The 20,777-nt window shown below is 69.1% G+C and carries 16 protein-coding genes and 1 pseudogene; 3 read left to right on the top strand and 14 right to left on the bottom strand.

The window, feature by feature from the left end; genetic code table 11:
• Window position 1 precedes the first annotated feature (1 nt).
• From G7071_RS08835 to G7071_RS19165, 14 genes are all read right to left on the bottom strand, one after another.
• Window positions 2-1,153 (bottom strand): cytochrome P450, encoded by a 1,152-nt coding sequence (locus tag G7071_RS08835; protein WP_166317533.1) that lies wholly within the window; start codon window positions 1,151-1,153, stop codon window positions 2-4.
• Entirely contained in the window at window positions 1,125-1,517 is a 393-nt protein-coding gene (locus G7071_RS08830; protein ID WP_166317530.1) for a cytidine deaminase, read from the bottom strand. The genes G7071_RS08835 and G7071_RS08830 overlap by 29 nt, the downstream gene beginning before the upstream one ends.
• Complete coding sequence (locus G7071_RS08825; protein WP_166317527.1) at window positions 1,514-2,785, bottom strand: ABC transporter permease; 1,272 nt, start codon at window positions 2,783-2,785, stop codon at window positions 1,514-1,516. The genes G7071_RS08830 and G7071_RS08825 overlap by 4 nt, the downstream gene beginning before the upstream one ends.
• On the bottom strand, window positions 2,782-3,885 hold the full coding sequence (locus G7071_RS08820; RefSeq protein ID WP_166317524.1) for an ABC transporter permease: 1,104 nt from the start codon (window positions 3,883-3,885) through the stop codon (window positions 2,782-2,784). The genes G7071_RS08825 and G7071_RS08820 overlap by 4 nt, the downstream gene beginning before the upstream one ends.
• A complete protein-coding gene (locus G7071_RS08815; RefSeq protein ID WP_166317521.1) occupies window positions 3,882-5,462 on the bottom strand; it encodes an ABC transporter ATP-binding protein in 1,581 nt (526 codons plus the stop codon). The genes G7071_RS08820 and G7071_RS08815 overlap by 4 nt, the downstream gene beginning before the upstream one ends.
• 149 nt (window positions 5,463-5,611) lie before the next feature.
• The gene (locus G7071_RS08810) at window positions 5,612-6,697 is read right to left on the bottom strand and encodes a BMP family lipoprotein (RefSeq protein ID WP_246210587.1); all 1,086 of its coding nucleotides are present in this window, start codon (window positions 6,695-6,697) and stop codon (window positions 5,612-5,614) included.
• Between the two features lie 124 nt (window positions 6,698-6,821).
• A complete protein-coding gene (locus G7071_RS08805; protein ID WP_166317518.1) occupies window positions 6,822-8,015 on the bottom strand; it encodes an amidohydrolase in 1,194 nt (397 codons plus the stop codon).
• A gap of 26 nt (window positions 8,016-8,041) precedes the next feature.
• Window positions 8,042-9,049: a methylmalonyl Co-A mutase-associated GTPase MeaB gene (meaB, locus tag G7071_RS08800; RefSeq protein ID WP_166317515.1), complete on the bottom strand. Its 1,008-nt coding sequence runs from the start codon at window positions 9,047-9,049 to the stop codon at window positions 8,042-8,044.
• On the bottom strand, window positions 9,039-11,180 hold the full coding sequence (gene scpA / locus G7071_RS08795) for a methylmalonyl-CoA mutase (protein WP_425489427.1): 2,142 nt from the start codon (window positions 11,178-11,180) through the stop codon (window positions 9,039-9,041). Before scpA ends, meaB begins: the two co-directional genes overlap by 11 nt.
• Before the next feature lie 68 nt (window positions 11,181-11,248).
• Complete coding sequence (locus tag G7071_RS08790) at window positions 11,249-13,015, bottom strand: methylmalonyl-CoA mutase family protein (protein ID WP_166317509.1); 1,767 nt, start codon at window positions 13,013-13,015, stop codon at window positions 11,249-11,251.
• Between the two features lie 60 nt (window positions 13,016-13,075).
• Window positions 13,076-13,456 (bottom strand): VOC family protein, encoded by a 381-nt coding sequence (locus G7071_RS08785; protein ID WP_166317506.1) that lies wholly within the window; start codon window positions 13,454-13,456, stop codon window positions 13,076-13,078.
• Window positions 13,457-13,568: 112 nt separating this feature from the next.
• On the bottom strand, window positions 13,569-14,348 hold the full coding sequence (locus tag G7071_RS08780) for a succinate dehydrogenase/fumarate reductase iron-sulfur subunit (RefSeq protein WP_166317503.1): 780 nt from the start codon (window positions 14,346-14,348) through the stop codon (window positions 13,569-13,571).
• Entirely contained in the window at window positions 14,345-16,195 is a 1,851-nt protein-coding gene (locus tag G7071_RS08775) for a fumarate reductase/succinate dehydrogenase flavoprotein subunit (protein ID WP_246210586.1), read from the bottom strand. Before G7071_RS08775 ends, G7071_RS08780 begins: the two co-directional genes overlap by 4 nt.
• Window positions 16,196-16,221: 26 nt before the next feature.
• Window positions 16,222-16,653 carry a hypothetical protein gene (locus tag G7071_RS19165; RefSeq protein WP_246210585.1) on the bottom strand — a complete coding sequence of 144 codons (432 nt, stop codon included), beginning with the start codon at window positions 16,651-16,653 and terminating at the stop codon, window positions 16,222-16,224.
• Between the two features lie 555 nt (window positions 16,654-17,208).
• Here G7071_RS19165 and G7071_RS08765 point away from each other — a divergent pair.
• From G7071_RS08765 to G7071_RS08755, 3 genes and pseudogenes are all read left to right on the top strand, one after another.
• Window positions 17,209-17,892 carry a succinate dehydrogenase cytochrome b subunit gene (locus G7071_RS08765; RefSeq protein WP_246210584.1) on the top strand — a complete coding sequence of 228 codons (684 nt, stop codon included), beginning with the start codon at window positions 17,209-17,211 and terminating at the stop codon, window positions 17,890-17,892.
• A 75-nt stretch (window positions 17,893-17,967) separates the two neighbouring features.
• Window positions 17,968-19,964, top strand: a pseudogene (locus tag G7071_RS08760) (fumarate reductase/succinate dehydrogenase flavoprotein subunit).
• A gap of 8 nt (window positions 19,965-19,972) precedes the next feature.
• Window positions 19,973-20,716: a succinate dehydrogenase/fumarate reductase iron-sulfur subunit gene (locus G7071_RS08755; RefSeq protein ID WP_166321010.1), complete on the top strand. Its 744-nt coding sequence runs from the start codon at window positions 19,973-19,975 to the stop codon at window positions 20,714-20,716.
• Window positions 20,717-20,777: the final 61 nt, after the last annotated feature.

The following is a 20,777-nucleotide window of genomic DNA, read 5'->3' as shown; positions in this document are numbered from 1 at the left end:
CTCATCCCTCCACGGGCACGGAGACGTGCCCTCGCAAGACAAAGGTCCCCCGGCTGACCGGTTCTCCGGTCAGCCGCAGGTCGGGCAGTCGGTCCCACAGCGCGGCCACGGACTCGGCGAGCTCCATGCGCGCCAGCGGAGCACCGAGGCAGAAGTGCACCCCAACCCCGAAGGCGACGTGGGGGTTCCTCGCCCGGTCGGGCACGAACTCGTCAGGGGTCTCGAAGACGGCTGGATCGCGGTTGGCCGATCCCAGCAGCACCGCGACCTTCTCCCCGGCCCCGACTCGCACCCCGGCGACCTCGACGTCCTCGAGGGCAGTCCGCTCGAACAGCTGGAGCGCTGAGTCGAAGCGGAGCATCTCCTCGACCGTCGCCGTCACGTCCTCGGCCGGCCGGAGGCCACGCCCGAGCATCGCGACGGCCCCGTTGCCGAAGACGTTGACCGACGCCTCGTGGCCGGCGTTGAGCAGCAGCACGACAGACGCGACGACCTCGTCGTCGCTCAGCTCGGTGGCGACGAGATCGGTGATCAGGTCGTCGGCCGGGCGAGCGCGTCGGTGCGTCATCAGGTCGCGCACCAGGCTCGCGAAGTCGCCTGACGCAGCCACGGCAGCGTCGATCACACCGGGCGTGGGGTCGGGCTCATACATCCGCACGATCGCCTGCGACCACGCGCGCAGGTCGTCGGCGTGCGTGGCAGGCACGCCCAGCAGCTCGGCGATCACCAGCACCGGCAGCGGCTCGGCATAGTCGTGGACCAGGTCGAACGCCGCGCCGGCCTCGTCGAGGAGCGAGGCAGCGAGCTCGCGCACCCGGGGCCGGAGTCGCTCGACGTGGCCGCGCGCGAAGGCTGCCGCCACCGGGCGACGCAGCCGGGTGTGGACCGGCGGCTCGTTCTCCATCATCTGGTTGCGGTGCAGCAGGTTGAAGGGCTCGAGATAGGCCGCCGGCTCGCGGTCGCGCCACACCCTGCCCAGACGGCGATCGCGTTGGATGGCGGACACCGCCCGGTGGGAGAAGGCCAGCCAGCTCTGCGAGGGCTCGTGCCAGGCGACCTCGTGGGCCGAGCGCTCGGCCGCGAAGCGGGGATAGGGATCGACGACGAGGTCGTCGTCGGTCAGGTCAATGGAGGTTGTCGGGGCCGAAGGCATCCGGCAGCACCTCGTCCATCCGTCGGACTCCCGACACGGTCAGCAGCAGCATCTCCGGGCCGCCGGCCTCGAAGAGGAGCTGGCGGCAGCGGCCGCACGGCATCAGCACCTCGCCGGCGCCGTCGACGCACACGAAGTGGGTCAGACGGCCCCCGCCGGTGAGGTGGAGCTGGGAGATGACACCGCACTCGGCGCACAGGCCCACGCCGTAGGACGCGTTCTCGACGTTGCAGCCGGTGAGCACCCGCCCGTCGTCGGCCAGGGCCGCTGCACCGACCGGATAGTCGGAGTAGGGCGCGTAGGCGCGATCCTTGGCGGCCACCGCCTCGGCTCTCAGCGACACCCAGTCGAAGTCGTCGCTCACCCTGCGGAGCCCTTGCGATAGACCTGCCCGTCGGCCTTCGGCATTCGCAGCCGTTGGGCGGCGAAGGCCAGGACGAGAAGGGTGGCGACATAGGGCGTCATCGAGGTGAACTCACGCGGCACCTCGTCGGTGAGCAGGAACCACAGCGCGAAGAGCAACCCCCCTACCCCGAGCACCAGGGCGCGGCGCTTGTTGCCCTTGCGCAGGGTCACGACGGCGAAGACGGCCAGCCCGATCGCCACGAGCAGCAGCAGGGCGTGGATGGTGCTCGAGTCGCGCAGCCGGAGGCTGTCGGTGTAGCCGAACATCCCCGAGCCGAGCAGGATGCCGCCCGGGCGCCAGTTGCCGAAGATCATCGCCGCCAGCCCGATGTAGCCGCGGCCGTTGGTCTGACCGGTGGAGAAGCCGCTGGCCGACACCAGGGCGAGATAGCCGCCGCCGAGGCCGGCGAAGCCGCCCGAGATGATCACGGCCGCATATTTGTGGAACATGACGTTGATGCCCAGCGACTCGGCAGCCTGCGGGTTCTCCCCGCAAGAGCGCAGCCGCAGCCCGAAGGTGGTGCGCCAGAGCACGAACGCGGTCACCGCGACGAGCACGAGGACGAGCAGCGTCACCAGCGAGATGCGGGTGGTGAAGGCGGCCAGGATCGAGGCGACGTCGGAGACCAGGAACCAGTGCTTCTCGCCCAGCGAGGTCAGGGCGTCGGAGACTCCGGGGACAGTCAGCGACCCCGGCCCGTCGAGCCCCGTCAGCTTGTTCTGGCCCCCGGTGCCTCGCGCCGAGTTGAGGTCGGCGAAGAAGGCCTCGGCGAGGAAGGCGGCCAGGCCGAGCCCGATCAGGTTGATCGCGACCCCGGAGACGATGTGGTCGACGCCGAAGGTGACGGTGGCGATGGCGTGGATCAGGCCACCGAGGGCGCCGAGGGCGATGGCACCCATGATCCCGGTCCAGGGGCCGTACCAGTAGGTGAAGTAGGCCGCACCCCAGGTGCCGAGGATCATCTGTCCCTCGAGGCCGATGTTGACCACCCCGGCGCGCTCGCTCCACAGACCGCCGAGGGCCGCCAGCAGGATGGGACAGGTCGCGGTGATCGCTGCGGCGATGGAGCCCCGCGAGTCGATCTCGTTGGCCCCGGTGAGGACCCGGACGAGGGAGACGGCAGCCAGGGCGCCGACGGTGACGATCAGCCACACCGAGGCGAAGCGACGTCCGCGCTGCTGGCTGTTGGCCCCCGCGGGAGTCGGGTCCGTGACGAGGGTGCTCACACGCCCACCTCCTTCTTGTCCGCAGTGTCATCGAGGGCGGCACGCACCGCCCGTTGCTCGGCCGCTGCGCGCCAGCGCCCCACGACCTCGTAGGCGATCACGATCGTCAGGACGATCACGCCCTGCGTGACCAGCACGACGTCGTTGGACACGTCGACGCCCGCGAACTCCAGCCGGTTGGACTGGACGCTGAGGAAGGCGAAGAGCAGTGAGCCCAGGCCGATCCCGACCGGGTTGTTGCGTCCCAGCAGGGCCACGGCGATCCCGGTGAAACCGAGGTTGGCCTGGAAGACCGAGCTGGAGAAGTAGTTGCCCGATGACGTCTCGGCGAACAGGGTGGGCAGCCAGATGAGGCCGGCCACGGCTCCCGAGAGCATCATCGAGATCACGACCATGCGCTTGACCGAGACACCGGAGGCGACCGCGGCCGACTCGTTCATCCCGGTGGCCCGCAGGTCGAAGCCGAAGCGCGTGCGGTTGATCACGAACCAGAACGCGAGGCCGACCACGATCGCGAGCAGGGCCAGCGTCCAGATGGCGCCGTCCCTCTCCTCGAACGGCGCGAAGCCTGCGAGCATGCTGTCCTCGGCGAGCGGCGTCGTACGTCGCCCGTCACCCGCCTTCTCGCCGTAGTTGCTCAGGAGGTAGCCGACGAGGAAGACCGCGATCGCGTTGAGCATGATCGTGGAGATGACCTCGGAGACCCCGCGGGTGACCTTGAGGATGGCCGGGATGGCGGCCCAGGCCGCGCCCGCGGCCATGGCCAGCAGGATGCTGACGACGATGTTGAGCGCGCCCGGCAGGAACGCTCCGCCGGCGAAGACAGCGGCGACGTAGGACGCGACGCGATATTGCCCCTCGACGCCGATGTTGAACAGGTTCATCCGGAAGCCGATGGCCGCCGCCGTGGCGGAGAGGAAGATCATCGAGGCCTGGTTGACCACGTTGAGCAGGTTGCGGTTGTCCGGCCAGGTCAAGATGACCTGCCAGAACTCGACGGGCGAGGCGCCGACGAACACCACGACGCCGCTGGTGATGAGCATCGCTGCCACCAGGGCGAGCACGGGCGCCAGCACGGCGGACGCGAGCCGATGCATCATCGGGCTGCTCCTTCGGGGTCTTCGGGCGCGGCAGGTCCGGCGTCGTGACCGCCGATCATGGCGGACCCGAGGTCCTGCGGGGTGACGTTGCGCGGATCGAACTCACCCACGAGGCGCCCGCGCAGGATCACCTCGATCCGGTCGGAGAGGCCGATCAGCTCGTCGAGGTCCGCCGAGATCAGCAGCACCGCGAGTCCGCGGCGACGGGCCTCCTTGATGTGGTCCCAGATGGCTGCCTGGGCTCCGACGTCGACGCCGCGGGTCGGGTGGGCGGCGATCAGCAGGACGGGGTCACCACTCATCTCCCGGCCGACGATCAGCTTCTGCTGGTTGCCACCGGACAGGGCCCGCGCCGGGGTGTCGATGGACGGGGTGCGGACGTCGTAGTCGTCGACGATCCGCTGGGTGTCCTTGCGGGCGTCTCGTCGGTTGATGAGCGGCCCGTTGACGTTGGGCTCCCTGGTCTGGTGGCCGAGGATCCGGTTCTCCCACACCGGGGCGTCGAGCAGCAGCCCGTGACGGTGCCGGTCCTCGGGGATGAAGCCGATGCCGAGCTCGCGCCGCTCGCGGGTGTTGCTCCTGCCGATGTCGTTGCCGGCGACGCGGATGGTGCCGCTGCCCCTGCGCATGCCCATGACGGTCTCGACCAGCTCGGCCTGGCCGTTGCCCTCCACCCCGGCGATGCCGAGCACCTCTCCCCGGTGGATGGTCAGATCGATGTCGTGCAGGAGGTGACGCCCCCGGTCGTCGACCAGGTCGACACCGCTCAGCTCGAGCAGCACCTCGTCCGTGACCGTGGACTCCTCCGTCTCGGGGGACGGCAGCTCCGAGCCCACCATCAGCTCGGCCAGCTCGTGCTTGGTCACCGTCTTCGGGTCGGCCTCGCCGACGGTGGTGCCGCGCCGCATGACGGTGATGTCGTCGGAGATCGCCAGGACCTCGTCGAGCTTGTGCGAGATGAACAAGATGGTGTGACCGGACGCGCGGAGCTCGCGGAGGTTGGCGAAGAGTGCACTGACCTCCTGCGGGACCAGCACAGCAGTCGGCTCGTCGAGGATGATGATCCGCGCCCCGCGGAACAGGACCTTGAGGATCTCCACCCGCTGGCGCTGTCCGACGCCGAGCCGCTCGACCAGCTCGTCGGGGTCGAGGTCGAAGCCATACGCACCGGAGATCCGACGGATCTCGGCGCGCGCCTTGTCGCCGATGCCGAAGCGCTTCTCGGCGCCGAGGACGACGTTCTCGAGCACGGTGAGGTTGTCGGCGAGCATGAAGTGCTGGAAGACCATGCCGATGCCGGCCTTGATCGCGTCGGTCGGCGAGGAGAAGCTCACCTGCTTGCCCGCGACGGTGATGGTGCCCTCGTCGGGCTTCTGGACGCCGTACAGGATCTTCATCAGGGTGGACTTGCCGGCGCCGTTCTCACCGATCAGAGCATGGACCGTGCCGCTGCGGATGGTGATGTCGACGTCGTGGTTGGCCACCACGCCGGGGAACCGCTTGGTGATCCCCTGCACCGAGATCGAGGCGTCCGCCCCTGCGCCTGCACCGCCTGGTGCCGCTGCCGTCGCGGTCAACTCACGGTCCTCCTCATCGTGATCGGTGTCGTCCTGCACTGCTTGCGTGTGACCTGGGTCTCGGTCCTGAGAGGACACAGTACGGGCCCGCGGTCACACGCTCACGCGTGATCGCGGGCCCGCCTGGTCACTCAGGGCCGATCAGTCACTCAGGGAGCGACAGGAACCTCGAGGCCACCCTCGATCTCCTCGGCATAGCCGTCGAGCTCTTCGGTGATGTCGTCGACGAAGCCACCGGACGTGGAGTAGCCGACACCGTCGGCAGCCAGGTCATAGGTGGTGTAGCTGACGACCGGCTCACCGTCGACGACCGACTTGATCATGTCGTAGGTCGCGGTGTCGACGCGCTTGAGCATCGAGGTCAGGATGTGGTCCTTCTGGTCCTCCGGCGCAGTGAGGTACTGGTCGGAGTCGACGCCGATGGCCCAGTTGCCCTCGCCGGCCTCGGCCGCTGCCTCGAAGACACCGGCACCCGAGCCGCCCGAGGCGTGGTAGACGACGTCGGCGCCCTGGTCGTACATCGCAGAGGCGGCAGCCTTGCCGCCGGCGGGGTCGGCGAAGCCGGCCAGGTCGGACTCCTCGATGTACTTCACGTCGACCTTGATGTCGGGGTTGACGGCCTGGGCACCGGCGACGTAGCCGGCCTCGAACTTCTTGATCAGGTCGTTGTTGACGCCGCCGACGAAGCCGATGTGGTCGGCCTCGGTCTTGAGCGCGGCAGCGGCGCCGACGAGGTAGGAGCCCTCGTTCTCGGCGAAGCCGAGGTAGGCCACGTTGTCGTTGGGCTCCTCGTCGGGGTCGAAGCCGTCGATCACGCCGAAGTTGATGTCGGGGTAGTCGGGGGCGACGGCGTTGACCGACTCGGAGTAGGCGAAGCCCACGCCGATGATGGGGTTGTAGCCCTCGTCGGCCATGCCCCGCAGGCGGTCCTCGCGGGCCGACTCGGCCTCGCCGTCAGCAGCCTCGCCCTCGAAGCAGGTCGCGTCGAACTCCTCCACGGCCTTCTTGAGACCGGCGTAGGCGGAGTCGTTGAACGACTGGTCGCCCACCCCACCGACGTCATAGGCAAGACCCACCTTGGGGCCGTCGCCGTCGGCGGAGTCGCACACCGACTCGCTCGTTGACTCGCTGGCGGAGGCGTCATCGCCCTCCGACGAGTCGTCCTGCTGGGCGCAACCCGCAAGCGCGAGTGCGAGCACCGTGCTGGTTGCTGCGATCTTGGTCAGACGACGCAAGACGGCCTCCTTGAACTCGGGTGGCGAGCCAAGGGGTCGGCCCGCATCGCGAACACCGTAATCCTCCGAGGCGCCGATACGTGGGAGACACCGAAACCGTTATCTGCCGGTGACCGGCGCCCGGTCAGGTGAGCAGTGCAGCGACTGCCGCCTCGGCCAGCACCCGCGCGCCGATCGAGGTGGCAGCCTCGTCCACGCGCAGGTTGCCCTGGTGGAGGTCATAGGTCGGCCCGCCGGGCGTCCGGGTCCCGAGCCTGGCCATGGATCCGGGGATGCGGTCGAGATACCAGCCGAAGTCCTCGCCACCGAGGCTCTGCGTCGTGGGCACGTGGCCGCGTGGTCCGACCACCCGTTCGACCGCTCCGGCGAGGACCTCGGTGGCGGCGTGGTCGTTGACCACGGGAGGGACGCCGCGCTGATAGGTCACCTCGGCGGAGACGCCGTACGGCGCCACGATCTGCCCGACCAGCGTGCGCACCAGGTGCTCGGCGTCCGCCCAGGCCACCGCGTCGAGCATGCGCACCGTGCCCGAGAGCTGGCCACGACCGGGGATGACGTTGGGTGCGGCACCGGCCTGGACCATGCCCCACACGACGCTCACCCCTGCTCGGGGGTCGAGCCGGCGACTCAGGATCGCCGGGAGCTCGGTGATCAGCTTGCCGAGCGCGAAGGTGAGGTCCTCGGTCAGGTGCGGACGACTGGTGTGCCCGCCCTTGCCACCGAGGCGCACGAGCAGCGAGTCGGCGGCGCCGGTGAGCGGCCCGTCGCGCACGCCGAGGTAGCCGACGTCGAGACTCGGGTCGCAGTGCAGCCCGAAGACCTGGTGGACGTCGTCGAGCGCCCCGGCCTGGATGAGGTGGAGGGCACCGCCTGGCATGATCTCCTCGGCCGGCTGGAAGAGCAGCCGGACCCGACCCGGCAGGAGCCCCGACGCGTGCACCTCGTGGAGGGCGAGCGCAGCACCCACCAGCCCCGCAGTGTGGACGTCGTGGCCACACGCGTGCGCCACTCCCGGGGTGATGCTCGACCACGGGTCCTTGGTCAGGTCGTCGACCGGCAGCGCGTCCAGGTCGGCGCGGAGGGCGACGCGTCGCTCGCCCGAGCCGAGGTCGGCGATCAGGCCGCCGCCGGCCAGCAGGGTCACGTCCCAGTCGGTGTCGGCCAGCTCGTCGAGCACCTTGCCCGCCGTGCGCGACTCGGCCCAGGCCAGCTCGGGGTGGGCGTGCAGGTCACGGCGCAGCTCGACGAGGTCGGCGTCGCGCTTCTCGATGACGGTCGCGATCAGGGAGGAGGCGTCGGCGGAGAAATGTTGTGACATCAGACGACCATGCTACGTCGCGTGGGTCAGTCGCCGGCCCGAACTCGTGAGTCCTGGTCATAGGCGGAGAGGATCCGGTCGGCCGCCAGGGGCGCCGCCAGCCGACCTTGGAGGACGTCGTCGCGCACGCTGTCCCTGATCGCTGCGACCCCCGGCGAGCGACGCAGCCGCTCGGAGAGCTCGTCGCGCACCAGCGCCCAGGTGAAGTCGAGCTGCTGGCTCGCGCGCTTGCGGGCCAGTCCGTCGGGGCCGAGGTGGTCGCGGTGGCTCAGGACACGCGCCCAGACTTCGTCGACACCCACGTCGGTCAGGGCCGAGCAGGTGACGACAGGTGGCGCCCACTCGTCCTTGCCGCGCACGAGCCGCAGGGCGCCGGCGAGCTCCCGGGCAGCAGCCCGCGCCTCCTGCTCGCGGTCGCCGTCGGCCTTGTTGACGGTGATCACGTCGGCGATCTCGAGGATGCCCTTCTTGATCCCCTGGAGCTGGTCGCCGGTGCGGGCGAGGGTGAGGAAGCAGAACGTGTCGACCATCCCGGCGACCGTGATCTCCGACTGGCCCACGCCGACCGTCTCGACCAGCACGACGTCGAACCCGGCTGCCTCCAGCACCAGCATGGCCTGCGTCGTCGCTCGTGCGACCCCGCCGAGGGTGCCTGCCGACGGCGAGGGTCGGATGAAGGCGGAGGGGTCCACGGCCAGGCGTGCCATCCGGGTCTTGTCACCCAGGACCGACCCACCGGTGCGGACAGAGGACGGGTCGACCGCCAGCACCCCGACACGGTGCCCCTCGCCGGTCAGGCGGGAGCCGAGGGCCTCGATGAAGGTGGACTTCCCGACCCCTGGGACGCCGGAGATGCCGACCCGGACGCAGGGGCGGCCCGGCGCGCCTGCCGGGTCGGCGAGGCTGGCGAGCAGCTCCCGCGCGAGCACCCGGTGCTCGGGCTTGGACGACTCGACCAGCGTGATCGCTCGCGACACCGCCGACCGCTGGCCGGTGCGGATGCCCTCGAGGAGGGTGGGGACGTCAGGCCTCACGGAGCCGAGCGAGCAGGTCGAGCGCCGACTCGGCGATCACCGTGCCGGGCAGGAACACCGCGGCGGCACCCATCTCCTTGAGCGTGGCCACGTCGTCGGGCGGGATGACCCCGCCGATCACGATCATGATGTCGTCGCGCCCCTGCTCGGCCAGCGCCTTCTTGAGCGCGGGCAAGAGGGTGAGGTGGCCTGCCGCCAGCGAGGAGACTCCGACGATGTGCACGTCGGCGTCGATCGCCTGCTGGGCGACCTCCTCAGGGGTGGAGAAGAGCGGGCCGACGTCGACGTCGAAGCCGAGGTCGGCGAAGGCAGTGACGACGACCTTCTGTCCGCGGTCGTGGCCGTCCTGGCCCATCTTGGCGACCAGGATGCGGGGACGGCGGCCCTCCTCGGCCTCGAACTCCTCGGTGGCGGCCAGCACGGCTGCGACCTTGCTGCCCTCGGCTGCTCCCGACTCCTCGCGATACACGCCGCTGATCGTACGGATCACGGCCTGGTGGCGGCCGTAGACCTTCTCGAGGGCATCGGAGATCTCGCCGACCGTGGCCTTGGCGCGAGCGGCGTCGACCGCCAGCTTGAGCAGGTTGCCGTCGAGCGACCCGTCGCCGCTCGCCCCGGACTCGGCCGACCTGGTGAGGGCGTCGAGCGCGCGGCGTACGTCGTCGTCGTCGCGCTCGGCGCGCAGCCGCTCCAGCTTGGCGACCTGCTGGCGATAGACGTCGTCGTTGTCGACCCGCAGCACGTCGAGCTTGTCCTCGACGGGGAGCCGGAACGTGTTGACGCCGATCACCTTCTGGGCGCCGGAGTCGATGCGGGCCTGGGTGCGGGCAGCCGCCTCCTCGATGCGCATCTTGGGGATGCCCTGCTCGATCGCCTTGGCCATTCCGCCGGCCCGCTCCGCCTCGAGGATGTGGGCCCAGGCGCGCTCGGCGAGGTCGTGGGTGAGGCGCTCGACGTAGTAGGAACCGGCCCAGGGGTCGATGATCTCGGTGGTGCGCGACTCCTGCTGCAGCAGCAGCTGGGTGTTGCGGGCGATCCGGGCCGAGAAGTCGGTCGGCAGCGCGATCGCCTCGTCGAGTGCGTTGGTGTGCAGCGACTGCGTGTGGCCCTGGGTGGCAGCCATCGCCTCGATGCAGGTGCGGCCGACGTTGTTGAACACGTCCTGCGCGGTCAGCGACCAGCCGGAGGTCTGCGAGTGCGTGCGCAGGCTCAGCGACTTGGGGTTCTTCGGGTCGAACTCGCGCACGAGCCGCGCCCACAGCGCCCGGGCCGCGCGCATCTTGGCGACCTCCATGAAGAAGTTCATCCCGATCGCCCAGAAGAACGACAGCCGCGGCGCGAACGCGTCGATGTCCATGCCTGCGGCAAGGCCGGCCCGGATGTATTCGACCCCGTCGGCCAGCGTGTAGGCCAGCTCCAGGTCGGCCGTGGCTCCGGCCTCCTGCATGTGGTAGCCGGAGATCGAGATCGAGTTGAAGCGCGGCATCTCCGAGGAGGTGAAGGCGAAGATGTCGCTGATGATCCGCATGCTGTGCGCCGGCGGATAGATGTAGGTGTTGCGGACCATGAACTCCTTGAGGATGTCGTTCTGGATGGTCCCGGCGAGCTGTGAGGGCTTCACCCCCTGCTCCTCGGCCGCCGCGATGTAGAGCGCCATGACCGGCAGCACCGCGCCGTTCATCGTCATCGACACCGACATCTCGTCGAGCGGGATGCCGTCGAAGAGGGTGCGGGTGTCATAGATCGAGTCGATGGCCACGCCGGCCATGCCGACGTCGCCACGCACGCGTGGATGGTCGGAGTCGTAGCCACGGTGGGTGGCGAGGTCGAAGGCGACGCTCAGGCCCTTCTGGCCAGCCGCGAGGTTGCGGCGGTAGAAGGCGTTGGACTCCTCAGCGGTCGAGAACCCGGCGTACTGACGGATCGTCCACGGCTGGGTGGTGTACATCGTGGGGTAGGGGCCGCGCAGGAACGGCGCGATGCCGGGCCAGGTGTCGAGCGCGTCGAGGCCCTCGAGGTGCTCGGGGCCGTAGACGGGGAGGATGTCGATGCCTTCCGGGCTCCCCCACGCGTCCGTCGCCGCCGGTTTCGTGACAGGACCCTTCGAGACGGCCGCGGACGGCCTCCTCAGGACATCGCTTCGTCCCTCCTCAACCTCCGGCCGGAGCGGGATCTCGGCAAAGCTCTTCGGAATGCTGCTCATGCGAGCTTCTCCCTCGTGGTCGTCAAGAAGGCGAGCGCGTCCACGCCCATGGCGCAGGAGTCGTCGACACCCTCGATCGGCTTGCCGGCGATGATGACGTGCTCGGCGCCGGCCTCGCGCAGTGCGGTGACGAGGGCGGTGCCCCACTCGGCATACGCCGCATCGGCGCCCGCCAGGCAGACGACCTTCTGGTCCTCGTATGCCGCCAGCACCGACTCGACGCCGTCGGTCGCGCCTGCTGCCTCGACGGCCACGCCGCCGGCGGCGAACAGGTTGGTCGCGAAGGTGGCGCGGGCGGTGTGGACGGCGATCGGGCCCATCGTGGCGAGGAACACCGGCGACGCGGCGGGCTCGTCGCGCATCGCCTCGAAGGCGGCACCGTAGCGACGGACGTCTGCGCCCACCGGCGAGGGGTTGCGCTCAGGCAGCTGCTCGCCGAGGTTGGGGAACTCGGTCACGCCGGTCAGCGGCCGCTTGCGCTCGGCGACCTGCTTGTCGCGCTCGGTGGCCACGGCCTCGACGCGCTCGGTGAGGCCGGTGTCGGCACCGAGGCCGCCGCCGGCCTCGATGCGCTGGAGCTCCGCCCATCCGGCCGCAGCCAGGTCGTCGGTCAGCTTCTCGACGGCATACGAGCCGCCTGCCGGGTCCGCCACCCGCGCGACGTGCGACTCCGAGATCAGCAGCGACGAGGTGTTGCGGGCGATCCGGCGACCGAGGACGTCGGGCTGCCCGAGCGGCTCGTCGAAGGGGATGACCGTGACGGCCTCGGCACCGCCCACTCCCGCGGCGAAGGCGGCGACGGTGCCACGGAGCATGTTGACCCACGGGTCGTACTTGCTCATCTGGGGACGTGAGGTGACGACGTGCTGGCGCATCTGCGCGCTCGCGGCGTCGCCCGCCCCGCTCAGCTCCAGCACCCGCGCCCAGAGCCGGCGGGCTGCGCGCAGCTTGGCGATCGTGGGGAACTGCTCGTCGGTGGCCGCCAGCCGGAACTCGATGAGGGCAGCAGCCTCGTCGACGCCGAGGCCGCTCTCGGTGAGCGTGCGAAGCGCGGCCACCCCGGCCGCGATCGCGACGCCGAGCTCCTGGGCATCGCTGGCGCCCCGCTCGTGGATGTCGATGCCGGACGCCACGACGCCGAGCACACCGTGCTCCTGCGCAAGCTTCGCGACGTCGACCAGGTCGGGGGCTGCCGCGTCGGCGCCGAGGTTGGTGCCGGGGTGCAGGTCGGTGCCGGCATCGTCGGCAAGCGCGACCAGCTGCTGGGCCGCTGCGAGCGACGAGCCCGACAGGACGACGGGCGCCAGGTCGAGCAGGACCCCCTGAAGAGCACGCGGGAGGTCCTCGACGCCGAGCCCGGCGCCGAGCTCGACCCACAGCGACGTGGCGCCGTTGTCGAGGTCGAGCAGTGCCGCCTCGTTGGCCGCGGCCGCGTCCGGGCCGCTGAGGTGGGCGCGGATGTCCCAGTCGCCTGCCCGGGTCGGGCGGCCCGACGTCGCCAGCCCGTCGAGGTCGTCGGGCGTGCCGATGGGCGCGACGGCGATCCCGTCGAGGGTGGTGCGCGTGAGCTTGTCCCACACGAGCGAGTCGGGGTCGTCCTCACCGAGCCTGCGGCTCTTGCGCAGGACGGCAGCCGTGGCTGCCTCCCAGGCTGTGGCGTCGTAGTGGTCGTCTGGCGATGCCAGGCGGAGCGAGCCCTGCTCGGGCTCCAGCTCCTCGGGCTCGTTCAGGCCACCCTCGAGGTCGGTGGGGACGTCGGTCATGGAGGGCAGGATAGGCCCGATCACCGGACCGACCCTCGGGGTGGACCTATGGCATAGGTCTCACTGGGTGCCACCTGACCGGTCCGGGAGCTGCTGCAGGGTCCACTGGTTGCCGTCGGGGTCGCCGAAGGAAACGAACCGGCCCCACTCGAGCTCAGCCACCCCGGTCGCCTCGACCCCGCGCGACGTGAGGTCGGCGAGGGTCGCATCGGCGTCCGCGACCACCGCCTGCAGGTTGTCGAGCGAACCGGGTTGCATCCGGGTCAGGCCCTGACCGATCGCGATCGAGCAGGCTGACCCGGGTGGGGTCAGCTGGACGAACCTGATCCCCTCGCCCGGGGTGTGGTCGTGGTCGACGACGAAGCCGACCTTCTCGTAGAACGCCTTTGCTGCGTCGACGTCGGTCACCGGCACCATGATCAGCTCGAGCTTCATCTCCATGGTCACGACGCTAGGCCGACCTGCGGACAGGAACGGTCCGCTGCCGCACCAGGCGTGATCACCGGGCTGGCGAGCGTCGCCAGCATCGCGGTGAGAGCACGCAGTCGCATCGTCAGACCTCCGTGCGCCCGTCGTAGTCCTTGCTGCGCAGACCGATCTTGTTGCCCAGCCAGACGAGCGGGTCGTACTTCCGGTCCACGACGCGCTCCTTCATCGGGATGATCGCGTTGTCGGTGATCTTGATCCCCTCCGGACAGACCTCGGTGCAGCACTTGGTGATGTTGCACATCCCCAGACCGGCCGCCCCCTGTGCGCGCGCCCGCCGGTCGGCCGTGTCGAGCGGGTGCATGTCGAGCTCTGCATAGCGCAGGAAGAACCGTGGTCCGGCGAAGGCGGGCTTGTTGTCCTCGTGGTCACGCACGACATGGCAGGTGTCCTGGCACAGGAAGCACTCGATGCACTTGCGGAACTCCTGTCCACGTTCGATGTCGACCTGGGCCATCCGGCGCTTGCCGTCCGCGTCCCGCGGCCCCAGCTCGACACCCGGCAGCTCCTTGGCCTTCTCGTAGTTGAAGGACACGTCGGTGACGAGGTCACGGATGACCGGGAACGCCCGCATCGGGGTGACGGTGATCGTCTCGGTCGGCTCGAAGTCCGAGAGCCGGGTCATGCAGAGCAGCCGAGGCCGGCCGTTGATCTCGGCGCTGCAGGAGCCGCACTTGCCGGCCTTGCAGTTCCACCGGATCGCCAGGTCACCGGTCTGGGTGGCCTGCAGCCGGTGCAGGGCATCGAGGACGACCTCCCCCTCGGAGACGTCGACCGTGTAGTCGGCCAGGTCCCCGCCGTCACGGTCGCCGCGCCATACGCGCAGCTTGAGCTCGTACCCACTCATTTCGGCTCCTCGAAGTATTTCTTGAGCTCGTCGGGCATCTGGGGCAGGGGCTTCTCGGTGAGCACGACGCCGTCGCCGGTGTCGTCGAGGCTGACGATGAGGTTCTTGCGTCCCCACACCTCGTGGTCGGTCTCGGGGAAGTCGTCGCGCGTGTGGCCACCGCGTGACTCCTCACGCGCCAGCGCGGCCCTGGCGATCGACTCGGAGACGATGAGCATGTTGCGCAGGTCGATCGAGAGGTGCCAGCCGGGGTTGTACTGCCGGTGCCCCTCGACGACCATCGTCTTGGCGCGCTCCTTGAAGGCCTCGATCTCGGCCAGCGACTGCTCGAGCTCGGCGCCGGTCCGGATGATGCCGACGAGGTCGTTCATCGACTGCTGCAGGTCGCTCTGGATGGAGTAGGGATTCTCCCCGCCCTCGACCTCGAACGGTGCCAGCGCACTCGCCGAGGCGGCCTTCACGTCCTGCTCGGACACGGCGGGTCTGGCAGGACCGAGCGATGAGGCGTATGCCGACGCCGCCTCCCCCGCGAGCTTGCCGAACACCAGCAGGTCGCCGAGCGAGTTGCCGCCCAGGCGGTTGGAGCCGTGCATCCCACCGGAGCACTCGCCGACGGCATACAGACCGGTCACGGCGCTCTCCTGGGTGTCCGGATCGACCTCCACCCCGCCCATCACGTAGTGACAGGTCGGACCGATCTCCATCGGCTCCGCGGTGATGTCGACGTCGGCCAGCTCCTTGAACTGGTGATACATCGAAGGCAGCCGCTTGCGGATGAACTCAGGATCACGACGCGAGGCGATGTCGAGGAAGATCCCGCCGTGCGGTGACCCGCGACCGGCCTTGATCTCGGAGTTGATGGCCCGCGCGACCTCGTCGCGCGGGAGCAGCTCGGGCGGACGTCGGTTGTTCTTCTTGTCGTCGTACCAGCGATCGGCCTCCTCCTCGGTGTCGGCCGTCTCCGATCGGAAGAACTCGGGGATGTAGTCGAACATGAAGCGCTTGCCCTCCGAGTTGCGCAGGATGCCGCCGTCCCCCCGCACCGACTCGGTGACCAGCAGCCCCTTGACCGAGGGCGGCCAGACCATGCCCGTGGGGTGGAACTGCACGAACTCCATGTTGATCAGGGCGGCGCCGGCGCGCAGGGCGAGGGCATGTCCGTCGCCGGTGTACTCCCACGAGTTGGACGTCACCTTGAACGACTTGCCGATCCCGCCGGTGGCGAGGATGACGCTCGGCGCCTCGAAGGTGATGAACCGGCCGCTCTCGCGCCAGTAGCCGAAAGCACCGGACACCTTGGCCTCGCCGGCTCCCCGGTCGAGCAGGACCTCGGTGATCGTGCACTCCATGAAGACGTCGATCCCGAGCTGGACCGCGCGCTGCTGGAGGGTGCGGATCATCTCCAGGCCGGTGCGGTCGCCGACGTGGGCCAGCCGGGCGTACTTGTGGCCACCGAAGTCCCGCTGGGAGATCAGGCCGTCCTCGGTGCGGTCGAAGAGTGCACCCCAGTCCTCGAGCTCCTGCACACGCTCGGGGGCCTCCTGGGCGTGCAGCTGGGCCATCCGCCAGTTGTTGAGCATCTTGCCGCCGCGCATGGTGTCGCGGAAGTGCACCTCCCAGTTGTCCTCGGGCCACCGGTTGCCCATCGCTGCTGCGATCCCGCCCTCGGCCATCACCGTGTGGGCCTTGCCGAGGAGGGACTTGCACACCAGCGCGGTCCGCGCACCCGCCTCGTGGCTGGCGATCGCGGCCCGCAGCCCGGCGCCCCCCGCACCGATGACGACGACGTCGTAGGTGTGTCGCTCCATGCCGCCCGCGGCGTCGCCGGACATCTCGTTGCCGGTCATCGGGTGCCTGCTGGTGCTGTCGGTGCTCAAAAGAACCTCACGTCCTCGATGCGTCCGGTGGCGAGCAGATAGATGTAGAAGTCGACGACCGCGACGGAGAAGAGGGAGTACCAGGCGTATCGGCCGTGATGGGCGTTCTGCCTCGAGACCCAGGTCCACAACCGGTAGCGCACCGGGTGCTTGGAGAAGTGCCGCAGCCGACCGCCGACCACGTGCCGGCACGAGTGGCACGAGAGCGTGTAGAGCCAGAGCAGGACGACGTTGATCAGCATCAACAGGGTGCCCAGCCCCATGTGCCCCCACTCGTGCTCGGCGTTGCGGAAGGCCAGCACGACGTCGAAGCTGAGGACGAGGACGACCAGCACGGCGGCATACCAGAACCAGCGGTGGACGTTCTGCAGGATGAGCGGTAACCGCGTCTCCCCGAGTAGCTCTGGTGCGGCTCGGCGACCGCGCACGCCGGGGGCGAGAGCCAGAAGGCCCGGTAGTAGGCCTTGCGGTAGTAGTAGCAGGTCATCCGGAAGCCCAGCGGGAAGATCAGGATGAGCAGCGCCGCCGAGAACGGGAACGCCTTGAACGGCTGCCCGAAGTCCGAGGCGCCTTCCACACAGTCACCCAGGCACGGCGAGTAGAACGGCGAGAGGTAGGGCGAGGCGTAGTAGTCGCGCCCCATGAACGCCCGCACCGTGGCGAACACGACGAAGCCCGAGAACACGAGGAAGGTCAGCAGCGGAGCCAGCCACCAGTTGTCCTGCCGCAGGGTTCGATCAGGGATCCGCGCGCGGGTCGGCCCCCCGACCCCAGTCTCTGTCGCCGCCATCCAGCACCTCCGTCAGTCGGTGGACGCCACGACTATGGCGTGTGTCACACCCGATGGGAAGGGGGTGGGGCGGCACGGACCGAGGTTGACCCGTCGGTAACGGGGGGAATGTCACACGCCCGACGGGTCGACCGAGGAGTGGTCCGAGATACCGTGACCCCTTGTGGCGACCACAACTCAAACCCCAGCACTGGTGAAGGGGGCGCGTGCTTCGCGCTCGACCATTGCCCTCAAGATCCTGATGGCCCTGTCCGGCCTCATCTTCATCGGCTTCGTGCTGGTGCACATGTACGGCAACCTCAAGGCCTTCGGCGGTCACGACTCGTTCAACGAGTACGCCCACCACCTGCGGACCTTCGGCGAGCCGATGCTCCCCTACAGCGGGCTGCTGTGGATCATCCGCGTGGTGCTGCTCGGCGCGCTGGTCGTCCACGTGGGTGCGGGCGTGGCCCTGTGGCGTCGGGCGAAGAAGGCCCGCACCACGAAGTACGTCGTGAAGAAGAACAAGGGCTCCACGTTCGCGAGCCGGATGATGCGCTGGGGCGGCGTGACGCTGCTGCTGTTCATCATCTGGCACCTCCTCAACTTCACGGTGGGCAAGGTCAACGTCACCGGTGGCGAGACGAACGACCCCTACAACCTGCTCGTCGACTCCTTCTCGACCTGGTGGCTCACCCTGATCTACCTGGTCGCGATGGCCATGCTCGGCGCACACCTGCACCACGGCATCTGGAGCGCCGCCCAGACCCTCGGCCACACCGGAACCGCAGCGGCCCGCGCCAGGTGGCGGACGGTCGCCTTCGTGACCGCGCTGATCATCTCGATCGGCTTCTCCGTCGTCCCGGTCGCCGTCCTCGCCGGCGTCATCTCGAAGTAAAGGGTTTCCTCCATGGCTTACGAAATGCCCGACACCACGACCACCGCCGAGCCGTCCCAGGACACTCCGGCCGAGATGACCGACGACGCGGTCGACTACTACACCCCCGGCGAGCCGATCGTCGACACCAAGGCCCCGAGGGCCCGATCGCCGACCGCTGGCAGAACCGCAAGTTCGAGGCGCGACTGGTCAACCCCTCCAACCGCCGCAAGCTGTCGATCATCATCGTGGGCACGGGCCTCGCCGGCGCCTCGGCAGCCGCGACCCTGGGCGAGGCCGGCTACAACGTGAAGTCCTTCTGCTACCAGGACTCGCCGCGCCGCGCCCACTCGATCGCCGCGCAGGGCGGCATCAACGCCGCCAAGAACTACAAGGAGGACGGCGACTCGGTCCACCGTCTCTTCTACGACACCGTCAAGGGCGGCGACTACCGCTCGCGCGAGTCCAACGTCTATCGCCTCGCCGAGGTCAGCACCAACATCATCGACCAGTGCGTCGCCCAGGGCGTCCCGTTCGCCCGGGAGTACGGCGGTCTGCTCGACAACCGTTCGTTCGGTGGCGTCCAGGTCTCCCGCACCTTCTATGCCCGCGGCCAGACCGGCCAGCAGCTGCTGATCGGCGCCTACCAGGCGCTCGAGCGCCAGGTCGCCGCCGGAACGGTGGAGACCTTCACGCGACACGAGATGCTCGAGCTGATCACCGTCGAGCAGGGCGACGGCACCAAACGGGCCAGGGGCATCATCGCCCGCGACATGGTGACCGGTGCCATCGAGACCCACCTGGCCGACGTCGTGGTCCTCGCGAGCGGCGGCTACGGCAACGTCTTCTACCTCTCGACCAACGCGATGGGCTGCAACGTCACCGCCGCCTGGCGAGCGCACCGCAAGGGCGCCTACATGGCCAACCCCTGCTACACGCAGATCCACCCCACCTGCATCCCGGTCTCGGGCTCGCACCAGTCGAAGCTGACGCTGATGTCGGAGTCGCTGCGCAACGACGGTCGCATCTGGGTGCCCAAGAACAAGGCCGACTGCACCAAGGACCCGCGCGAGATCCCCGAGGAGGACCGCGACTACTACCTGGAGCGGATCTATCCCAGCTTCGGCAACCTGGTCCCCCGCGACATCGCCTCGCGCGCAGCCAAGTACGTCTGTGACGAGGGCCGTGGCGTCGGCCCGGAGGTCGACGGCGTACGACGCGGTGTCTATCTCGACTTCGCGGCCGCCATCGAGCGACTCGGTCGCGACGGCATCACCGAGAAGTACGACAACCTCCTCGACATGTATGCCCGGATCACCGGCGAGGACCCCTATGAGGTGCCGATGCGGATCTATCCGGCCGTGCACTACGTCATGGGCGGCGTCTGGGTCGACTACGACCTGCAGTCGACCATCCCGGGCCTCTTCGTGACCGGTGAGGCCAACTTCTCCGACCACGGCGCCAACCGTCTCGGCGCGTCGGCGCTGATGCAGGGCCTGGCCGACGGCTACTTCGTGCTGCCCCACACCATCCGCGACTACCTCGCCGACGGCCCCTTCGACAAGGTCGACGAGTCGCACCCCGCGGTCGTCGAGGCCCGCGAGTCGGTGGAGAAGCGGATCAACAGCCTGCTCTCCGCCAACGGCACCCGCAGCGTCGACTCCTACCACCGCGAGCTCGGCAACATCATGTGGGAGTACTGCGGGATGGAGCGGACCGAGGACGGCCTGAAGAAGGCCATCGACCTCATCCGCACCCTCAAGGACGACTTCTGGCGCAACGTCAAGGTGCTCGGCACCAACGAGTCGCTCAACCAGTCGCTCGAGCGGGCCGGTCGTGTGGCCGACTTCCTCGAGCTCGGTGAGCTGATGTGCATCGACGCCCTCAACCGGCGCGAGTCCTGCGGTGGCCACTTCCGTGCCGAGTCCCAGACCGAGGACGGCGAGGCGCTGCGCCACGACGACCTCTTCGCCTACGTCGCGGCGTGGGAGTTCACCGGCGAGGACGAGTCCGGCCAGATGAACAAGCCCGTCCTCCACAAGGAAGAACTGGTCTACACAGCCATCGAGATGAAGCAGCGGAGCTACAAGTGAGCGGCACCATGAACCTGACCCTGAAGATCTGGCGCCAGGCTGACGCAGCGGCCGCCGGAGCGATGCACTCCTACGAGCTCAGCGACGTCTCTCCCGACATGTCGTTCCTCGAGATGCTCGACGTGCTCAACGAGCAGCTCAACGCCAAGGGCGAGGACCCGGTCGCCTTCGACTCCGACTGCCGCGAGGGCATCTGCGGCGCCTGCGGCCTGATGATCAACGGTGACGCGCACGGGCCGGAGGTCACGACCACGTGCCAGCTGCACATGCGCTCGTTCTCCGACGGCGAGACGATCACGATCGAGCCCTGGCGTGCCGATGCCTTCCCCGTCATCAAGGACCTCATCGTCGACCGAGGGGCGCTGGATCGGATCATCCAGCAGGGTGGCTTCATCTCGGTCAACACCGGCTCCGCCCCCGAGGCCCACTCGGTGCCCGTCCCCCGCGACGACGCGCTGCGCGCGTTCAACGTGGCCACCTGCATCGGCTGCGGCGCCTGCGTCGCCGCCTGCCCGAACGGCTCGGCATCGTTGTTCATGGGCGCCAAGATCACCCACCTCGGCGAGCTTCCCCAGGGCCAGCCCGAGCGCGACACCCGCGTGGTCAACATGGTCGCCCAGCACGACCACGAGGGCTTCGGTGGCTGCACCAACATCGGCGAGTGCACCGCTGCGTGTCCCAAGGAGATCCCGCTCGACGTGATCTCACAGCTCAACAAGGACCTGCGCACCGCGCTCAAGCACGGTCACTGAGCGCCATACGGCGGCATCTGCTCTGGTCCTGGGCGGCGAGAACCAGCCTCACTCACCGCTC

The organism is Nocardioides piscis, assembly GCF_011300215.1.
Classification (GTDB): Bacteria; Actinomycetota; Actinomycetes; order Propionibacteriales; family Nocardioidaceae; genus Nocardioides; species Nocardioides piscis.
Note: the sequence above shows the minus strand (reverse complement) of the source record. Positions and strands in the feature narration are given on the sequence as shown.